Annotated in this window: 14 protein-coding genes and 2 pseudogenes; 11 read left to right on the forward strand and 5 right to left on the reverse strand. The window is 44.4% G+C overall.

What is annotated here, in order from left to right:
- The first annotated feature begins 2 nt into the window (after window positions 1-2).
- From BLO31_RS17470 to BLO31_RS17495, 6 genes are read left to right on the forward strand one after another with little or no spacing between them, the layout of a single operon-like run.
- Window positions 3-686 (forward strand): ABC transporter ATP-binding protein, encoded by a 684-nt coding sequence (locus BLO31_RS17470; protein WP_070969665.1) that lies wholly within the window; start codon window positions 3-5, stop codon window positions 684-686.
- The gene (locus tag BLO31_RS17475) at window positions 674-1,933 is read left to right on the forward strand and encodes an ABC transporter permease (protein ID WP_070969668.1); all 1,260 of its coding nucleotides are present in this window, start codon (window positions 674-676) and stop codon (window positions 1,931-1,933) included. The genes BLO31_RS17470 and BLO31_RS17475 overlap by 13 nt, the downstream gene beginning before the upstream one ends.
- Window positions 1,926-2,672, forward strand: coding sequence for an outer membrane lipoprotein-sorting protein (locus BLO31_RS17480; protein WP_070969671.1), 747 nt, complete (start codon window positions 1,926-1,928; stop codon window positions 2,670-2,672). Before BLO31_RS17475 ends, BLO31_RS17480 begins: the two co-directional genes overlap by 8 nt.
- The gene (locus BLO31_RS17485; RefSeq protein ID WP_070969674.1) at window positions 2,669-3,931 is read left to right on the forward strand and encodes a hypothetical protein; all 1,263 of its coding nucleotides are present in this window, start codon (window positions 2,669-2,671) and stop codon (window positions 3,929-3,931) included. The genes BLO31_RS17480 and BLO31_RS17485 overlap by 4 nt, the downstream gene beginning before the upstream one ends.
- Window positions 3,931-4,989, forward strand: a complete 1,059-nt coding sequence (locus BLO31_RS17490) for a sensor histidine kinase (RefSeq protein ID WP_070969677.1) — start codon at window positions 3,931-3,933, stop codon at window positions 4,987-4,989. Before BLO31_RS17485 ends, BLO31_RS17490 begins: the two co-directional genes overlap by 1 nt.
- A 1-nt stretch (window position 4,990) precedes the next feature.
- Window positions 4,991-5,770, forward strand: a complete 780-nt coding sequence (locus BLO31_RS17495; RefSeq protein WP_139159048.1) for a LytR/AlgR family response regulator transcription factor — start codon at window positions 4,991-4,993, stop codon at window positions 5,768-5,770.
- On the opposite strand, the gene BLO31_RS17500 is transcribed toward BLO31_RS17495, so the two are convergent.
- Window positions 5,761-7,317 carry an EAL domain-containing protein gene (locus BLO31_RS17500; RefSeq protein WP_175443249.1) on the reverse strand — a complete coding sequence of 519 codons (1,557 nt, stop codon included), beginning with the start codon at window positions 7,315-7,317 and terminating at the stop codon, window positions 5,761-5,763. The two genes, BLO31_RS17495 and BLO31_RS17500, sit on opposite strands and share 10 nt — an antisense overlap.
- 270 nt (window positions 7,318-7,587) lie before the next feature.
- A complete protein-coding gene (locus tag BLO31_RS17505) occupies window positions 7,588-8,199 on the reverse strand; it encodes a TetR/AcrR family transcriptional regulator (protein ID WP_070969682.1) in 612 nt (203 codons plus the stop codon).
- A gap of 109 nt (window positions 8,200-8,308) precedes the next feature.
- Between BLO31_RS17505 and BLO31_RS17510 the strand changes: the two genes are divergently transcribed.
- Both BLO31_RS17510 and BLO31_RS17515 read left to right on the forward strand, forming a co-directional pair.
- Window positions 8,309-9,469 carry an MBL fold metallo-hydrolase gene (locus BLO31_RS17510; protein WP_139159049.1) on the forward strand — a complete coding sequence of 387 codons (1,161 nt, stop codon included), beginning with the start codon at window positions 8,309-8,311 and terminating at the stop codon, window positions 9,467-9,469.
- 195 nt (window positions 9,470-9,664) lie between these two features.
- On the forward strand, window positions 9,665-10,909 hold the full coding sequence (locus tag BLO31_RS17515; protein WP_070969686.1) for an MDR family MFS transporter: 1,245 nt from the start codon (window positions 9,665-9,667) through the stop codon (window positions 10,907-10,909).
- Between the two features lie 77 nt (window positions 10,910-10,986).
- Here the strand turns inward: BLO31_RS17515 and BLO31_RS17520 are convergent, their stop codons facing one another.
- Entirely contained in the window at window positions 10,987-12,072 is a 1,086-nt protein-coding gene (locus BLO31_RS17520) for a mechanosensitive ion channel family protein (RefSeq protein WP_070969689.1), read from the reverse strand.
- A gap of 294 nt (window positions 12,073-12,366) precedes the next feature.
- Here BLO31_RS17520 and BLO31_RS17525 point away from each other — a divergent pair.
- Together BLO31_RS17525 and BLO31_RS17530 are read left to right on the forward strand one after the other, a co-directional pair.
- A pseudogene (locus BLO31_RS17525) lies at window positions 12,367-13,028 on the forward strand (potassium channel family protein).
- Between the two features lie 2 nt (window positions 13,029-13,030).
- A pseudogene (locus BLO31_RS17530) lies at window positions 13,031-14,391 on the forward strand (TrkH family potassium uptake protein).
- Here the strand turns inward: BLO31_RS17530 and BLO31_RS17535 are convergent.
- Both BLO31_RS17535 and BLO31_RS17540 read right to left on the reverse strand, forming a co-directional pair.
- The gene (locus BLO31_RS17535; protein WP_070969767.1) at window positions 14,392-14,832 is read right to left on the reverse strand and encodes a DUF2850 domain-containing protein; all 441 of its coding nucleotides are present in this window, start codon (window positions 14,830-14,832) and stop codon (window positions 14,392-14,394) included.
- A gap of 169 nt (window positions 14,833-15,001) precedes the next feature.
- Window positions 15,002-16,309, reverse strand: coding sequence for an ABC1 kinase family protein (locus BLO31_RS17540; protein WP_070969691.1), 1,308 nt, complete (start codon window positions 16,307-16,309; stop codon window positions 15,002-15,004).
- 288 nt (window positions 16,310-16,597) lie between these two features.
- Here BLO31_RS17540 and ppnP point away from each other — a divergent pair.
- Window positions 16,598-16,879 (forward strand): pyrimidine/purine nucleoside phosphorylase (gene ppnP, locus BLO31_RS17545; protein ID WP_070969693.1); only part of this gene is annotated, 282 nt, incomplete at its 3' end.

Genomic DNA, 16,879 nt, shown 5'->3' on the forward strand with positions numbered 1-16,879 from the left:
TTATGATTAAGTTTACTAACATCGAAAAGCAGTATCAGCTAGGTGGCCAATCTGTTCACGCCCTACGAGGCGTGAATGGACAAATCGAAAATGGCGAAATGGTAGCGCTTTGTGGTCCTTCTGGTTCCGGTAAAAGTACACTACTTAACATTCTTGGTTTATTAGATATGGAGTATCAAGGAGAGGTGACGTTCGATGGTGTTCCTACACCAAAAACACCATTTGAAGCGGCGTCTATGCGTCGTACCAATCTGGGTTTTGTATTTCAGAGATTTAACTTAATTCCAGTGATGTCTGCCTTGGAAAATGTAGCTTACCCACTGATGTTAAACGGATTTAATCAAACTGAACAGAAAAACAGAGCTAAAGAGATCCTTTGCCGAGTGGGGCTGGAAGAGTATATCAATCATCGGCCAGATCGTTTGTCTGGTGGTCAGCAACAACGAGTGGCGATTGCTAGAGCGCTTATTCACAACCCTAAACTGGTTATCGCGGACGAACCCACCGCTAGCTTGGACAGCCAAACCGCAAATCTTGTTATCGACCTTATGAAAGAGCTAGGCCACGAGATGGGAACGACATTTGTTGTTGCCACACATGATCACCGTATGGCAACTCGCTGTGATCGCTCAATCAACTTGGTGGATGGTCAGTTAGTTAAGGAGACGATTCAATGGGCAAGCTAATACCTCAATCGGTAAAAATCGCTTTTTTAAATCTCAGTCGAAATGGCCGTCGGAGCGCACTCTCTATTGCCATCGTAGCCATTGCTGTATTTGCGCTGACCAGCGCAGGTGGATTTGGTTTGTATACCTACCAATCGCTAGAAGAATCGACAGCTCGCGATGTTGGCCACTTAACGCTTCACAAACATGGTTACTTCGAACAAGACGAAGAGATGCCGCTCTCGAACGGTCTAGCTGATGCAGAGCAAATTGTTCGCAAACTGATCTCTTTAAAAGAAGTTCGTGGTGTTCAGCCCAAAATTGAGTTCAACGGTCTTATCTCAAACGGAAGTAAATCGACCATTTTTATGGGCAAAGGGGTCAACGACCGCGAATTTGATATGAAAGGGCCGTTTTTAGATGTAAGAGAAGGCAAAACGCTCTCTAGTACAAGCAGTACTAGGTACAATCCAGATGAACCAGAAGTCATGTTAGCTAAAGATTTGGCGAAAAACTTGAACGTTACGATTGGCGACTGGATCACGATTTTAGCGACCACGAGCGAGGGCGCGTTAAACGCTCTGGACTTCAAAGTGAGAGGCATCTATTCGACGGGAATGCCTGAGCTTGATAAACGCGAACTCTATCTTCATATCGACTCGGCAAAAGAGATGTTGGTTAGCGATAAAGTCAGCACTTTGTCGGTATTCTTGCTAGATACGGATCAGACGGAATCGATGACTGCAAAGGTGCGAAGTCTATTAGAACAAATGGGTTTAGCAGAAGTGGTTGAGGTAACACCTTGGCAAGAGCGCGCTTTCTACTACGAAAAGGTAAAAGATCTCTACAACCGCATCTTTGGAATTTTGGGTCTAGTGATGGGTTTGGTGGTGTTTGTTTCTCTATTTAACACCTTAACGATGTCTGTGACTGAGCGCACCAGAGAAATAGGCACCTTATCGGCATTGGGCACTTACCCTAATGAAATCATTGCTGGCTTTGTGCGCGAATCTAGCCTAATGGCCTTGATAGGGGCTGTGATTGGCGGTGTGCTAACGGCATTAACCAGCGTGGCATTAATGGTGTTCGATGTTCAAATGCCACCTCCTCCAGGAAGTACTGAAGGGTATCCACTAAATATCTACTTCTCACCAGAACTGTTTATGTACACCACATTCGGCGTGGTCTTAATTTGCCTACTTGCCGGCTGGTTTTCAGCGCGCAAAGGGGTGAACAAACCAATTACAGAGGCACTGATTTATGTTTAAAACACTTCTAATTTGGGCAGCAAGTGCAACACTTTCTTTCGCTTACGCTGCCAATGTTGAGCAGATGCTATTCAACGCCGATCAATTTAGGTTGGGGGAAGACACGGCAAAAGTGGTTTCTACCGTCAAGCTCTTTGAAAATGGCGAGCTTGAAAAGTCCAATGAATACCATGTTTATACCCGTGAAAACCGCGAGTCTTTAGTGTTGTTTAAGTCTAAAACCGAAGCAGGACAAAAAATGTTGATGTTGGGCGACAACTATTGGCTAGTTATGCCCAAGAGCCGCCGTCCAATCCGTATCACGCCAATGCAGAAGCTGCTGGGAGAAGCCTCAGTGGGTGACATCTCTACACTGACTTGGAGTGAAGACTACAATGGTACTTTTATTGCTGAAACGGCAATCAGCGTAGGCAGTCAAACGGTTTTAACCAATCAATTAGAATTGAAAGCGAAAACCAGTGGTGCCAGCTATCAAACCATTACTTTGTGGTTAGATAGGAACAATGACTTTCCGGTTAAAGCGGATCTTTATTTGCGCTCTGGGAAGCTTGCTAAACAGGCGGTATTTACCTCTGGTCTGCGCAACAATCAAACTCATGTGATTGCGATGACACTGTTAGATCAGATCCAGCCAGCGAAGAAAACCGTGATTGAGTATCAGAGTGTTGAGGCGTATAAACTGGACGACAAGTTTTACAACCCTTCGTACCTAACTCGAAACAGTGAGTTAGGTCTATGAAACGCTTGCTCCCTTTACTGTTAGTCACGACCACAGGACTTAGTGCTAATGAGTTGTCTACCAATTGGGATATGACACTTAGCGCGAGTCATCAAACTTATCGCTCGTCACCGTGGAGTGGCGAGCCAGTTGAGTCGGAGTCACAATCGCTGGACGCCGTGATCGATGTAGAAGTTAACTGGAAGGAGTGGACGGCGTTAATCGCAGCCAAAGGTGAAAACCTTATCAGCAATAAGTATGGTGCAGAGTACAAAGGGGAGCTGGTAATTCAGGAGTTGTTTTATCAGAATTGGCTAGACATTGGTGATTACTCAATTGATTACACCATTGGTAAGGTGCGTTTAGATTGGGGTGTTGGCTACGGTTATCGCCCTTTAGATATCTTTAAACCTTATCGCCGAAATCCCGTTGGCGTACAAGTAGAAGAGGGGGCGGGAACTCTTCTCGCTTCATACTTCTCAGCCGACGCGGAGTGGAGTGTGGTTTACACAGATTCAAGCTGGGTAGATCAGCAAGCGAGTGAGCTTTCGCAAGCAACTCAACAGCAAGGCATCGGCTTAAGACGCTACGCCTTGATGGGAGACTACGAATGGCAATGGGTCGCCTATTACGACGATGTACGACATGGGCTTGTTGGTAGCACCTTAGTTGGGGTACTTGGTAGCACAACCGCTTTTCATCTTTCTGGTTTGTATCAGCGCCACTATCAAGCGTTTGAAATTCAAGACAGTTATTCTCCTGTTAGTCTGCAACAGAGCGACCACGGCTACCAAGCGCTAGCTGGTGTAAACTGGTCTAGTGCGTCTGGGCAAACGGTAATTGCAGAATACTGGTTTGACAGTCGCAGTTGGGACAAGAATGACTGGGATAAGGCAAGGCAACGTGCTCAGACCCTAAGAACGTCGCCAGTGACTAGCCGGTTGGCAAGCTCCTATGCGAGAGGTTACGGAAATTACAATCTTGTTCAGCATAACTTGTTGGTCCATTGGACCTTGGATAGCAGTGCATGGAGTCAATGGGACTGGAGTAAGTCTTACCTTTGGTTATCGGATGTAACCCCTACCCTAGATGTGATGATTTCCCCGCAGGATGGCGGAGTGTCTGTCACTCAATGGTTAAAATACAACAGTTACGACAGTGGTGATGCATCGTTAGAAATGGAAGTTGCAGCACGATTTTACGGCGGAAACTCAGAATCTGCTTACTCAAGCATTGGAGATAAGTATATGATTCTTTTTAATATAAAAGGAAAATTCTGATGGAACCTTTAAATAGAAGTTTGAAAGTCGCGGGCAGAAGCCTGTTCTTTACTACCATTTTCTGCTTAATCATTTCAGTGATCACCAAAATGATTTGGAGTGGAGCTTGGTTTCATCACATTGTGATCAGTTTAGGGTACGGCTACAGCGCTGTTGCATCTGCGCACCTGTTGATGTTGTGCTTCCCCAATATCACGTTGAGGCAACTCAATTTACTTTCCGTAGCGGGGGCTATGACGTTAGGGACGGGGAATGCGTATTTTTGGCTAAACCGCTTTGATCAGTTTAATGGATTTTCAGATCTTCAATCCGTGATAATCTTGGGTTTCATATTTACGTTAGCGTGCTTTTTTTACTTTTATGCTCACGAGCAAAAATTAGTAGCAGAAAAACAGCTCGAAGTGTCGAAGCGCAAACAGGCTGACCAAGAAAAAACACTGCTTCTAAGCAAGTTAAACCAACTACAGAGTCAAATTGAACCACACTTCTTGTTTAATACACTAGCCAACATAAGCGTATTGATCGAAACCGATCCCGACTCAGCAAAAAAGATGCTGCAAAAGCTGACAGACCTACTGCGTGCCACGCTGAACAAAAGTCGTTCCAATTTGGTGACGCTGCAAGACGAACTCGATTTGGTCGAGGCTTATCTGGGCATCCAACAAGTGAGATTAAGCGAACGACTTAGTTATCAAATCGATACCGATGTAGATAATACCGACGTTATGTTACCACCACTGCTGCTTCAGCCGCTGGTGGAGAATGCCGTTCAGCACGGCGTAGAGCCAAGTGCGAAACCCGGGCATATTAGTGTTTCCGTAAAAGGTGATGAGCAGGCGTTGCAAATTGTAGTAGCAGACACTGGGGTTGGGTTTAATTGCGCCTATTCGACAAAGGGAAATGGTGTGGCGTTAGACAACATTCGCCAACGATTAAAAACCCTATTTGATGGACAAGCAGAGTTAGAGCTAAAAGAGGGATGTGGCACTGGAGTAGTCAGTGAAATTACCATTAATGCACAAGCGCTGAAAACACTAAAAACTAACAATGGAATGTAGTATGAAACGAGTAACCGCTATTATTGCCGATGATGAACCCTTGTTGCGTCATCACTTAAACAAGCAGTTGGCCGATGCTTGGCCTGAGCTTGAGGTTGTTGGATTAGCGGGAAATGGCGGGCAAGCCTTGGCAATGATCACCTGCGAAGAGCCAGACATTGCTTTTCTCGATATTCGAATGCCGGAGCTCGACGGTATGTCGCTTGCCACTGAGTTGCAAAAGCTTCCTAACCCACCTCTGATTGTCTTTATCACTGCGTTTGATGAATATGCGGTGAAGGCTTTTGAAAACAACGCAATAGACTATTTGCTTAAACCCCTTTCCGACAAGCGTTTGGACGCGTGCATTGCGAAAATTAAAAGCCGTCTAGATCAAACAGAAGAAAACACCGACCTCGGCAAATTGCTTGAAACGTTAAATCAGGTTAATTCAAGTAAAGCCCCTGAGTACCTTAAGTGGATACGAGTCAGCAAGGGTGACGATATTCTTTTGGTCTCTGTTGACGATGTGCTTTACTTCAAGGCAGAGGACAAATACGTCTCTTTGTTTAAATCCGGAATTCACGGTAAAGAAGAGTTTCTTCTTCGCACGTCACTCAAGGATTTGATGACTCAACTGGATCCTGAGCAATTCTGGCAGATACACCGTTCAACGTTAGTGAATGTCTCTGCCATCTCTAAAGTGAAAAAAGAGCTCACCGGCAAAATGTCTTTGATTATCGGAGAAGAAAAGCTACCTATAAGCCGAGCAATGCAATCCAAGTTTAACCATCACTGGTAAACTCTTACTTGCTCTAACTGAGGCGCTACCAAGTTGTTGCCCAGTTTGAGCAACTCTTCCGGTTTGACGGGGTAAGAGTAGTAGAAGCCTTGGATGTATTTTACTCCTAGCTTTTTCAGTTGAACAAGCTGCTCTTCGGTTTCTACGCCTTCAGCTATGATCTTCATTCCCAGTTCTTTGCCTAGCTGTATCATTGATGCGAGTACCGGCGTGATTGAGGCGTCTGAATGTAGCGCCTTGATAAATACTTTGTCTATTTTCATCACATGAAACGAGTGCAAACGAATAAAGTTTAATCCTGAATAGCCAGTTCCGAAGTCGTCAATGGCAATTTTGAACCCCAAATCATTAAGCTCCCTTAACGCTCTTAATGCGGTATCCAGTTGACGCGGAGAGAAGTGAATATCTTCGGTGATTTCCAACAAGAGCTGTTTAACCACGGTCGGGTGTTTAAAAGCATAGCCGCGGAGGTAGTCCATAAACTCAGGAGAAAGCACGAGGGAACGGCTTAGGTTAATACTGATATACTTCCCTTTTATCTGCGCTTGGTTGATGTAAATAAACTCAGTGACTTTCTGGATAGTTCTTTCAGTGATCTGATCAATTACCCCCAGTTTTTCAGCCAATGGAATAAAAATCTCAGGAGAGATTTGACCTTGAGTAGGGTGATTCCACCTGACCAAAGCTTCACTTCCGGCAAGTGCATGAGTATCTGAATCTATGATGGGTTGCAGGTAGAGATCAATTTGGTCTTGCTCAATAGCACTCAACAAAGAGAACTCCATCGATCGCTTTGCAAGAGTCTTATACCGCACTAACAAGTAAAACAGCGAGAGTAAGCTAGCGAGAATAATGGTTTGCCAAATATTATTAGTGGCATAGTGTTGGTAGGTTGCTGCGTTTAAATACAGAGTTACTGCTATAGGATAGTTTTCAGAGGTGAATGCCTGCTGGGAAAACCCGCTTTGGTCGGTGCCAGCTTCTGTTGCGATGACCCGATTGAGTACTTCAATTTTGTACCCGTAGTGACGCTCTGTGAGAGCAGGGACAATTAAGTCGACAAATTGTTGAATAGGAAGCGTCGCATACGCACCGGAGTCGTTTCCATTTTGCGCAAAGATACTCAGTGCTTGAATTTTTTGTGCGGGATGTGCCAGTGAAACCGTACTTAGCCCAGTGGAGTCTTGCAGACGTTGGTGTAAATCTTTTGGAATTGCTCTAGGGGTGTTATCACCATTACTACTGCAATAGACACGACCGTTTTTAAACAGCCCGACTTCTTTGACCATATGAGAATCAAAGATAAATGAACGCAAACCAGTGACATCTAGGGGACTACATTGATTGGAATATTGAGTCTCTAGCCTTAATAGGTCTTTGGATTTTTGTGTTAGGTAAGTTTCCAAAGTTTGGACCGATGATTGGCCGTGACGTTGAACGCTTTTCTCAGTAAAAAAGATATTGGCGACAAAAGAGAGCACAAACACGGCTGAGAAAATCAACACAACGGGAAGCAAGTTTGGCAAATAGCCAAAAGCTTCATTCATTGAAGGAAACCTTCTACTCACTCTATTCATTGCATTCAACATATCGTTAGCCAACGCGGATCTGAACACTATAGGCAGATCCCTCAAAAATTCTTGCTTTTCATTAGGTTGTTAGAAAACAGTCACGATATCTGTTTTATTTGCAAAATAAAGTCTCAAAAATGAGACGTCTCGTATATGAGACAAACTTGGAAGAGATAGTAGTTGCTTGTGTTGAAGTGTTGGTAACAGTTTGTTTTAGAGAGTAAAAGCCCGCAGTGCGGGCTGAGATTATTCACCGTTTTGATATCTAGCAACAAAGGATTCGGCGGCGGACTCAACAGCAAGTCTGACCGCTGGTTCAGTGGGAGGGGGAAGGTGACCTAATAGCTGAGGCCAAAACACAACGGCTTTTATGCTGCCGATGTATTGCTCGATAGCGAGTGCCACATCATCAACGGTGAGTACCCCAGCTTCTATGCCTTCTTGAACCCAACATTTCAGTCCGTATGAGTCTTCAATACTTGCAAACCTCGCCATCAAAACTTTCGAGCTCTCAGGGCATTTCATGCACTCGGTCATTACCAAGCGGGCCATCATCTGAAAATCGCTTGTCGTCATATAAGCCATTTGGCGAACCGTAAAAGCCACCAACTGCTCTAGCACTGACACAGAAGGTTCAAATTGAAGTCTACATTGGTCATCAAAGCGACATATTAGCTTGTCTACAATGACTTCAAACAGGGCTTCTTTGTTTGGGTAGTACTTGTAGAGTGTGCGTTTGGATACGCCTGCTTGTTTGGAAATACCTTCCATGCTCGCTTGCTCGAAGCCTTTTTGAGAAAAAACTTCTATGGCAGAACGGATGATATCTTCTTGTTTTATATCACTTACTTTAACCATTTAAATGTCCGTTAGATAGAAAAGTAAACGATGGTGTTTACTTTTGGTTCTATTATTACTAAAGTATACACCATCGTTTACTTTTCTGGATAGCACATAGGTCATGAAAATGAGTAATACTCTAAAAGCTTCAATCCTCTCTGTTGTGGGAGTCATGGGTGCCCACCAATGGTCGAGAGCCGATACCGGCAATGAACTAACGAAAAGTGAAGCGATACGGCAAGAACGGATCGCTCAATCTGAACAGTTTTCCGGCAATAAAGCGATCACCAGAATGCCAAGTGTTGATACCAATGAAAGCATGACAACCGTGTTGTGGAAGTTTGTATCACAACGAGGTGAACTGAAACCTTCCAAGCCTTTACCATATCAGCCAATCAACCCAGTTGCGTTAGAGCAGCGCTCTGAGGCTCTAAGGGTGACGTGGCTCGGGCATTCAAGCCTGTTTGTTGAAATGGCCAATAAACGATTGTTGATTGATCCCGTTTTTGAATATGCGTCTCCTTGGATCGCTCAAAGACTGTTTTTGAGAAATGTGTCCGCGCCAATTGCCCGAGAAGATTTGCCATTACCAGATGCTATTGTGATTTCGCATGACCATTATGACCACCTTGAAGAGAGCACTGCTCGCTATTTCGCGGCGAAAGGCGTTGAGTTTTACGTTCCACTAGGCGTTGGTCGCCACCTTGAAAACTGGGGCGTGGCCCCGCAACAGATAAAAGAGTTTGATTGGTGGGAGTCGGCGAATGTCGACGGTGTAGAACTAACGGCCACACCAGCTAATCACAACTCTGGCCGAAAAGGTTTTGACGCCAATACTACGCTTTGGTGTTCTTGGGTTATTCGCAGTGATAAGCACAGCGTGTTTTACAGTGGTGACACCGCTTATGACACTCACTTTAAGCAAATCGGTGATAAGTTTGGTTCCTTTGACTTGGCCTTTATTGAAGTGGCGGCCAATGTTAAAGAAGGCAAAGGTTATCCAGTAGAAAATTGGGGACATATGCAAGCAAAACACACCATGCAGGCTTATGTTGATCTAAACGCTGATATGTTGTTTCCCGTACATTGGTCGACATACGAGCTGTTTGCTCACCGCTGGGATGAACCTATCAACGATTTGATTGCTGAATCAGAGAAAACAGGCGCTCATTTAGTCACTCCAATGGTGGGAGAAACCATTGACTATAAAAATGATATTAACACGACATTTTGGTGGAAAACGCCAGAGATAAAACTGGCATCAGCTCAGCTTGGTTACCAGAATTAGAGTTTAAATCGGCATATAAATTAGAACGTTATACTCAATAACATATAAAAATGCCCCGCTTAGCCTTGTGAAAGGAAGCGGGGCTATCTTTTCTATATTAAATTCGTATACTGACAAAAAAGAGAAAATATTTGAACTCCATCACATCCCCAGTGGTATCGGAGTGTCGTCAATGTCAGTAAGGAGTGGTTTAAGATGGAAAGTGAATCCAGTTTGTTTAAATGGCAACGAATCCAACGGTTTAATTTTTCGGTGTGGACGGTCTTAGGTGGCGTTCTACTTGCCCGAACCAGCTACTTTATGGCTTGGCCCTTTTTGATAGTGTTTCTGTATCAAGATTATGGTATTTCTGCGATAGACGTGGGTGCAATGCTAGCGACTTCGGCCTTGGTTGGGTCTGTCGCCGGTTTGTACACTGGGTACCTCTCTGACCGTTTTGGCCGCAAAGTGGTGATGATGGCGGGAGTCTTGATTGCGATACTGGCATACTCTGGCATTGCCATGGCGAACCAAGCATGGCAGTTTTTTGTTCTTATTGTGATGAGCGGCTTGATGAGGCCGATGATCGAAGCGCCTTCTAAAGCGGTAATAGGTGACAATTTACAAAACCTAACCGACCGAGAACTCGCGCTCAATATTCGCTATTTTCTATTGAACTTAGGTGGTGCTTTTGGCCCGCTTATAGGTGTAACTTTAGCATTGAGTGCGCCCCAAGATCTGTTTTATATAACGGGTGTAACTTATGTTATCTACGGTATTTGGCTGTTCTTTGGCATCGAGCGCAGAGGGAAGTTCAAAAAGCCAGACCTATCTCAATTGCCCAATTTTAGAGCGACGCTAAATGTCATCCGCAAAGATAGGGTGTTTATGCTGTTGATGGTGGCAAACTTCATCATGATGTTTGTTTACGCGCAGTTAGATTCATCAATTCCGCAGGTGATTGTACGTTCAACGGGTGACGAAGCAGCATCGATTATCGCGGGACTAGTGCTGGTGAACACGCTGACCATTATTGTGTTCCAGTTCCCGATGTTAAAGCTTTTGGAGAAAGTCCCTCTATTTACACGTACCCGAATAGGGATGCTTTTGATGGGTGCGGCTCAGGTTGGTTTTATGCTCACACCGGTTGACTGGCCTATTGGCTGGGGGATCGCATGTTTTGTTTTAAGCCTAGGAGAAGTGATTGCGTTTCCGACCTTAAATGTTCAAATAGATAGACTTGCTCCTGCCCACTTAAGAGGCTCTTATTTTGGTGCTGCAGCCCTTTATTCCTTGGGTTTTGCCGCTGCTCCATTATTGGGGGGGATCGTGATCGAAAGCTTAAACGCCAACTGGCTATTTGGTAGTTGTGTACTTCTCTGTGCCGTGATGGCGATCTTGTACAAAGCAGCAGAAGCGACGGAAGATACAGTGGAAAGAGAGACAGCAAATCAAAACTAGTTTGCAAGGCTGACGTTACTTGTGGCGGATGAAAAAGTAGAAAAGACGCAATGTCTCTTCTACTTTTTTTTAAAGGGTTAGGAAAGGATCTGTGGTTCTGCTTGTGAAGCGACTTGCGGATCCAGTTTTATAGTCTGGGTAGGGTAGGCAATATCCGCATCATGTTGGTGAATAATGGTCATAATTTTCAGCAACACATCTTGTTTTACTTCGTGATAGCGAATCCAGTTTACTGTTTTGGTAAAGGTGTAAACCATCAGATCTAGTGATGAAGGACCAAATCCGTTGAAATTTACAATCAAGGTTTGTCTAGTATCTATGTCGGGATGCTCGGACAACATCGCCTTGATGTCATCGACTAAGGTTTCTACTTTTGCTGCATCGTCATAGCGCACCCCTATGGTTTCGTAGATACGACGATTGAGCATTCTGGAAGGGTTTTCGACTACAATATTGCTAAAAACAGAGTTGGGAACGTATAACGGTCGTTTGTCAAAAGTACGAATGATGGTCATGCGCCAGCCGATTCTCTCTACCGTACCCTCAATCTGCCTGTCAGGGGAGCGCACCCAGTCACCGACTTTAAACGGGCGATCAAAGTAAATCATCATACCGCCAAAAAAGTTAGACAGTAGGTCTTTTGCTGCCAAACCGACAATTAAACCACTGACACCACCAAAGGTCAGTAAGCCCGATAAACTCAATCCAAAGGCTTGCATAACGCTCAGCATACCGATAGCGGTAAAGAATAGTCTGGCTACTTTGGCAATGGCTTGAACGGTGGTTTCATCTCGCTTCTTTTCACTTAAAACATAGTGTTCGATGTTTTCGATAAGCCGCATCATGATCCAAATAAAAATACCAATAATGAGGATCGTTTTTAAGGTGCTTAACCAGTTGAGTTCATCGCCCATCTGTTGCTGAAGTAAATAGCCAATAGAAATCGTTGCGGGCCAACACCAAATCAAAGTACTGATCGGGGTTTTTAGTGCAGCGAGAATGAGATCGTCCCACTTAAAGGGGGTTTTCTGGGTTAGGATTTCTAATCGGTTATAAACAATGCGCCAGAGTACCCATGCGAAAAAACTCGCAGCGGTTATAAACAAAACATTGGTATCCCAGCGCTGGATAAATTCAGTCAGTGAGGTTAGCCATTCATTCATCGAAATATTCTGTAATTTAGTTTAGGAGCGAAATACAACCCTACGCGACTCTTAACCAGAGATCTAGTGAGATTGGCTCAGAGTAACTTTTTGATATTGCGGCGATATCAATTTCGGTCAGAATTTTGTCAGAGCGGGTATTTACCATTTGAATAACAGTTTAGACAGGCGCACAATTTTGAGCACTCTGTAAGGTCATTTCGGTGACAAGCATCGAGATATTTCCTATGGTGGATGCACTCTTATTGTTACGCGATCGTTTTGATTGAGAGACAGAAAAAGAAGGGGTCAATAATGAAACCAGAGAGAAGACAATTTGCCGTAATCGGTTTAGGGCGTTTTGGGCTTACAGTGTGTCACGAACTGGTGGATGCGGGGGCTCAGGTATTAGCGATTGATATCGACGAAGATAAAGTTCGCGAGGCTATGGGGTTTGCAACTCAAGCATTAGTTGCAAACTGCACCAGTGAAGAAGTGGTCGAAGAGCTAAAACTAGGCGATTACGATATGGTTATGGTCTCTATCGGCACTGATGTCAACGCAAGTATCTTGACTACCTTGATAGCAAAGGAGTCAGGTGCAAAGTCGGTCTGGGTAAAAGCCAACGACAAACATCACGTCAAAATCCTGCAAAAAATCGGTGCCGACCACATTATTTTACCTGAGCGAGATATGGGAATGCGTGTCGCGAGGAAAATGCTAGACAAGCAAGTACTGGAGTTTCATCAACTTGGTTCTGGTGTTGCTATGACGGAAATTGTTATCAGTGCGGCGCAAATGGGAAAAACATTGGGCGAACTGTCACTTTGTAAAAACCGCGATTTGAGCTACTCGGATTTAAACGCGGACCGGAAATAGAGAGTGTACCTGATATGAGCAGGACATTAGAGATTGGTGATGTTTTGATTGTTGCGGGGCCACAACTAACTCTGTCTCAGACGTTAAAGCAGTTGTAGTTATGTTTTCTAACTTTGCTTCCGTTTACGCCTTAAAGCTAGAGGGCAAAAGTAAGAAAGGCTCTGAGCCGCGGATTATCTTGCTCAGTTTTCTCGCCGTTCTTCTTCCTGCCTCGGTGTTACTGACACTGCCTGTATTTTCAGTCACTGGGCTGAGCATCACTGATGCGCTTTTTACTGCGACATCTGCCATTAGTGTAACGGGATTAGGAGTTGTCGATACTGGGAAGCACTTCACCTTTGCCGGTCAACTGTTATTGATGCTTTTAATGCAAGTGGGTGGGCTTGGACAAATGACATTGTCCGCTGTGCTGCTTTATTTGTTTGGAGTAAAACTCTCTCTTCGTCAGCAAGCTTTAACCAAAGGCGCTTTGGGGCAAGATGTCAGGATCAATCTTCGAAGCTTAGTAAAAAAAATCATCTTATTTGCAGTGATTGCCGAAACGATTGGTGTGGTGATATTGGCGATTCAGTGGGTTCCAGAGATGGGGTGGCAGCAGGGCTATTTTACGCAACATTCCACGCGGTTTCTGCGTTCAACAATGCTGGGTTTTCACTGTTTTCAAACAGTATGATGAATTTTGCTGACTCTGGTCTGGTGATATTTGCGCTTTCCGCGCTGTTTATCATGGGAGGACTTGGCTTTACTGTGGTTGGTGATGTTGCCATAAACTGGCGCAGGGGGGTCAAAAGTTTACAACTGCACAGCAAAATCATGTTGGTGGGTACACCCGCTTTACTGCTTGCGGGTACCTTGTTCGTTTACCTATTAGAACGCAGCAATGTTGAGACATTGGGCTCACTGGATGCTAGTGGACAATGGCTAGCGGCATTCTTTCAGTCGGCCAGTGCGAGGACGGCTGGCTTTAACAGTGTCGATTTAGCTCAATTTACCCAACCTACGCTGTTAATTATGATCGTTTTAATGTTGATCGGTGCGGGTTCAACCTCTACTGGTGGCGGGATTAAAGTCTCGACGTTTGCAGTGGCATTTGTGGCCACGTGGGCATTTTTACGCCAGAAGAAGCACGTAGTGATGTTTCAACGCAGTGTAAGCTGGGAGACAGTGACTAAATCACTGGCGATCATTGTCGTGAGTGGGGCGGTGTTAACCATTGCCATGTTTGTACTAATGATCAGTGAAAACGCACCATTCGAAAAAGTGGTGTTTGAAACTATTTCGGCATTTGCAACGGTTGGCCTCACCGTGGGACTGACTGAGCAGCTTTCGGAAGTAGGGAAGTATGTGATGATTGTGGTAATGATAATCGGGCGAATAGGCCCTTTGACATTGGCTTATATGCTTGCTCGACCGGAACCGTCGATCATTAAATATCCGCGAGATTCAGTGTTAACGGGCTGATTACTTCTCTTTAAAGTGCTGAGACAGAACAGCTCTGCGATTATTCGCAGAGCCAGAGCCTTCCATATCCACCGTGTGTTCATAGCCTTGCTTAATAAAGCGCTGAAGTGGCATTTTAGGGTTTACTCGTTTGAGTTGTGGCGATTCAAATGTACCGGAAAGTTGGTATATCGCTATCCCATTTCCCGTCTGAATTGTTATCTCTTGACCGTTAAAGTCAAACTGAGTGGTGACAAATCGTCCATTGCGCCACACGCCGTTTGCGTTGAGGGTGAGCACTTCGGTGTTGTATTTGGGGGTCCCGATTTCTATCCATTTTCCGTACACATGCCTTGGGTGCACGTAATCTTGATAACTGAAATAGAGTAGAAGAGAGAAGCCAACGGCTAAAAGGGCGAAAGCGGTAGAAAAGGCATACTTATAAAAAGTGATTCTCGTCATCAGCGAATGCCTTTTCACATTGGTTTTAAACTTGCCTTGGCTCGCCATCATATTAAGTACTACCTAAACTACATCATTTGTGCATTGTAGGTTGCTGTAGAACTGAAATGATTGCAATCCTCTAATAATAAAGTTTGATCTTGTGCCAAAAGTTATGAAAGTCAATGCTTTATAGATAAGCCAGTACGAGACTTCTTACATCAACTTTCGCATTAAGCCTAGATGCTAATAAGTATAGCCCACCTATTTTTCGGTGTAGAAAAAGCGCATCAGCTGGCGGTGTGTGCCAATAGTTCTGCTCAAAGCTAAGAATTCGTCCTGCCTCGCGTAAACGAGTGGCTAAGTCACTGTTGCCAAAATCGTATTGCCCATTGTGAAGCATAGGCTCACAAGCCATATAAACAAGATCCAAAATGGCCTTTTTCTGCTCACTTAATATCTGCTGATTAAAAAAGCCGATCGTGGAGAGTGCCTTTTCTAAGCCCTGCATATCTTGATTGATCACGGACTGAAAAGCGCGACGATAGCCATCGCTAAATGAGGTTTTGTATTCTCTCGTTGCCCCAAAGTCGAGTAAAACGATTTTGCCCGTATCCGTGTTGTAGAGATAGTTGGCAAAGTTGGGATCCGTCTGTACTAGCTTGAACTCAAATAATTCTTTAAAGAGCAAATTTAACAGCTGAGTCATAACATGGTTTCTAGTTGATAATTCGCATCGCTGGATAGATTCTATCGGGATCCCTTCGACCAAACTCATGGTTAGTACGGTGTCACTAGAAAGATCTAAGTGCGGTTTTGGCACAACAAAATGTTCACTGCTGCCCAAGTAAGAGTGAAACTTTTCGAGCATTGCAGCTTCGCGCTGGTAGTTGGCTTCGTCGTGCAACTGATGACGCGCCTCTTCAAGTAACCCCTCTAGGTCAACCCCTTTTGGGATCAAGCCGACGATATTGAGCAAGGTACTTACATTGGTCACGTCACTATCAATGCTGTTTTTTACTCCGGGGTACTGTACTTTTACCGCAACGTTAACTCCGTCATCTGTTATTGCCTTGTGCACTTGACCAATGGACGCACTGGCTATGGGGGCGTAGTTAAATGCCATAAACTGGCTCTTCCACTCTTGCCCCAACCCCTTGCTCATGGTGTCAGTGAGTTGACTAGGGAGCATGGGATTCGCATCGGCTCTTAAACGAGCAAGTATGTCGGCTAACTCTGGGCTAATCAGATCCCCTGAATCCATAGAGATCATTTGACCAATTTTCATAGCCGCGCCCCGTAAGTGGGCCAACTGATTGGTCACTTTTAATATATTGTCGGGTGTAAGGAGCAGGTCCTTTGTATTCGGTTTTTGACCTTTGATTAATTGCTTGGTCCCTTGACTGACTATATTGCCGCCAATTCGAGTGGCAAGGGAGGCGACTTTTCCAAACCTGGACAGCCTATTAGTGGGTATTTTCGATGCTTTGTTTGTCATTGTGATACCGTCTTATCAAACCCCTATCGCGAGTTTAGCCTCATGGTGGCTTAGATAGGAAAGCCCATATTGAAACTGTACCAACGGATCGGTTGATAGTCTCGGAGTAAACATTCTAGTTGAATCATAGAGATGTATACGTTTCTAATCATCATTTATATCAGTTTACCCAGCAAGAATAGTCGTCTGAGTTCCTATTATCCTTGATGAAAAGAAGAAGTTACGGTAAAAGTTGTTGTTTGTTAAAGTTGTTGCGCTGAATTAGCGCGGTATTCAAGGAAGAGTAAAATGATAAAACACAATGTTTATTTTCAAGGTGGCGTACAATCCTTAGGTTTCACACAAAGTCAGGACAACTCAAGTGTTGGTGTTATGGCGCCAGGTGAATACACTTTTGGTACAGAAGCGGCTGAGCGCATGACCGTCGTCAAAGGAGCGTTAACAATTAGGCGCAAATCCGATAGCGACTGGATGACATTTAATAGTGGTGAATCGTTTGAAGTTGAGGCCAACTCATCGTTTGACCTTAAAGTTGAAGCATCCACGGCTTACTTGTGTGAATACTTATAT

The organism is Vibrio sonorensis (assembly GCF_001854765.1).
GTDB classification, from domain to species: Bacteria; Pseudomonadota; Gammaproteobacteria; order Enterobacterales; family Vibrionaceae; genus Vibrio; species Vibrio sonorensis.

What these genes read in the sequence shown, in the direction of transcription:
- BLO31_RS17485 (WP_070969674.1), top strand. Translation starts at nt 2,669, where the DNA reads ATGAAACGCTTGCTCCCTTTACTGTTAGTCACGACCACAGGACTTAGT.
- BLO31_RS17535 (WP_070969767.1), bottom strand. Translation starts at nt 14,832, where the DNA reads ATGACGAGAATCACTTTTTATAAGTATGCCTTTTCTACCGCTTTCGCC.
- BLO31_RS17520 (WP_070969689.1), bottom strand. Translation starts at nt 12,072, where the DNA reads ATGAATGAATGGCTAACCTCACTGACTGAATTTATCCAGCGCTGGGAT.
- BLO31_RS17480 (WP_070969671.1), top strand. Translation starts at nt 1,926, where the DNA reads ATGTTTAAAACACTTCTAATTTGGGCAGCAAGTGCAACACTTTCTTTC.
- BLO31_RS17515 (WP_070969686.1), top strand. Translation starts at nt 9,665, where the DNA reads ATGGAAAGTGAATCCAGTTTGTTTAAATGGCAACGAATCCAACGGTTT.
- BLO31_RS17505 (WP_070969682.1), bottom strand. Translation starts at nt 8,199, where the DNA reads ATGGTTAAAGTAAGTGATATAAAACAAGAAGATATCATCCGTTCTGCC.
- BLO31_RS17500 (WP_175443249.1), bottom strand. Translation starts at nt 7,317, where the DNA reads ATGAATGAAGCTTTTGGCTATTTGCCAAACTTGCTTCCCGTTGTGTTG.
- BLO31_RS17490 (WP_070969677.1), top strand. Translation starts at nt 3,931, where the DNA reads ATGGAACCTTTAAATAGAAGTTTGAAAGTCGCGGGCAGAAGCCTGTTC.
- BLO31_RS17475 (WP_070969668.1), top strand. Translation starts at nt 674, where the DNA reads ATGGGCAAGCTAATACCTCAATCGGTAAAAATCGCTTTTTTAAATCTC.
- BLO31_RS17470 (WP_070969665.1), top strand. Translation starts at nt 3, where the DNA reads ATGATTAAGTTTACTAACATCGAAAAGCAGTATCAGCTAGGTGGCCAA.
- BLO31_RS17495 (WP_139159048.1), top strand. Translation starts at nt 4,991, where the DNA reads ATGAAACGAGTAACCGCTATTATTGCCGATGATGAACCCTTGTTGCGT.
- BLO31_RS17510 (WP_139159049.1), top strand. Translation starts at nt 8,309, where the DNA reads ATGAGTAATACTCTAAAAGCTTCAATCCTCTCTGTTGTGGGAGTCATG.
- BLO31_RS17540 (WP_070969691.1), bottom strand. Translation starts at nt 16,309, where the DNA reads ATGACAAACAAAGCATCGAAAATACCCACTAATAGGCTGTCCAGGTTT.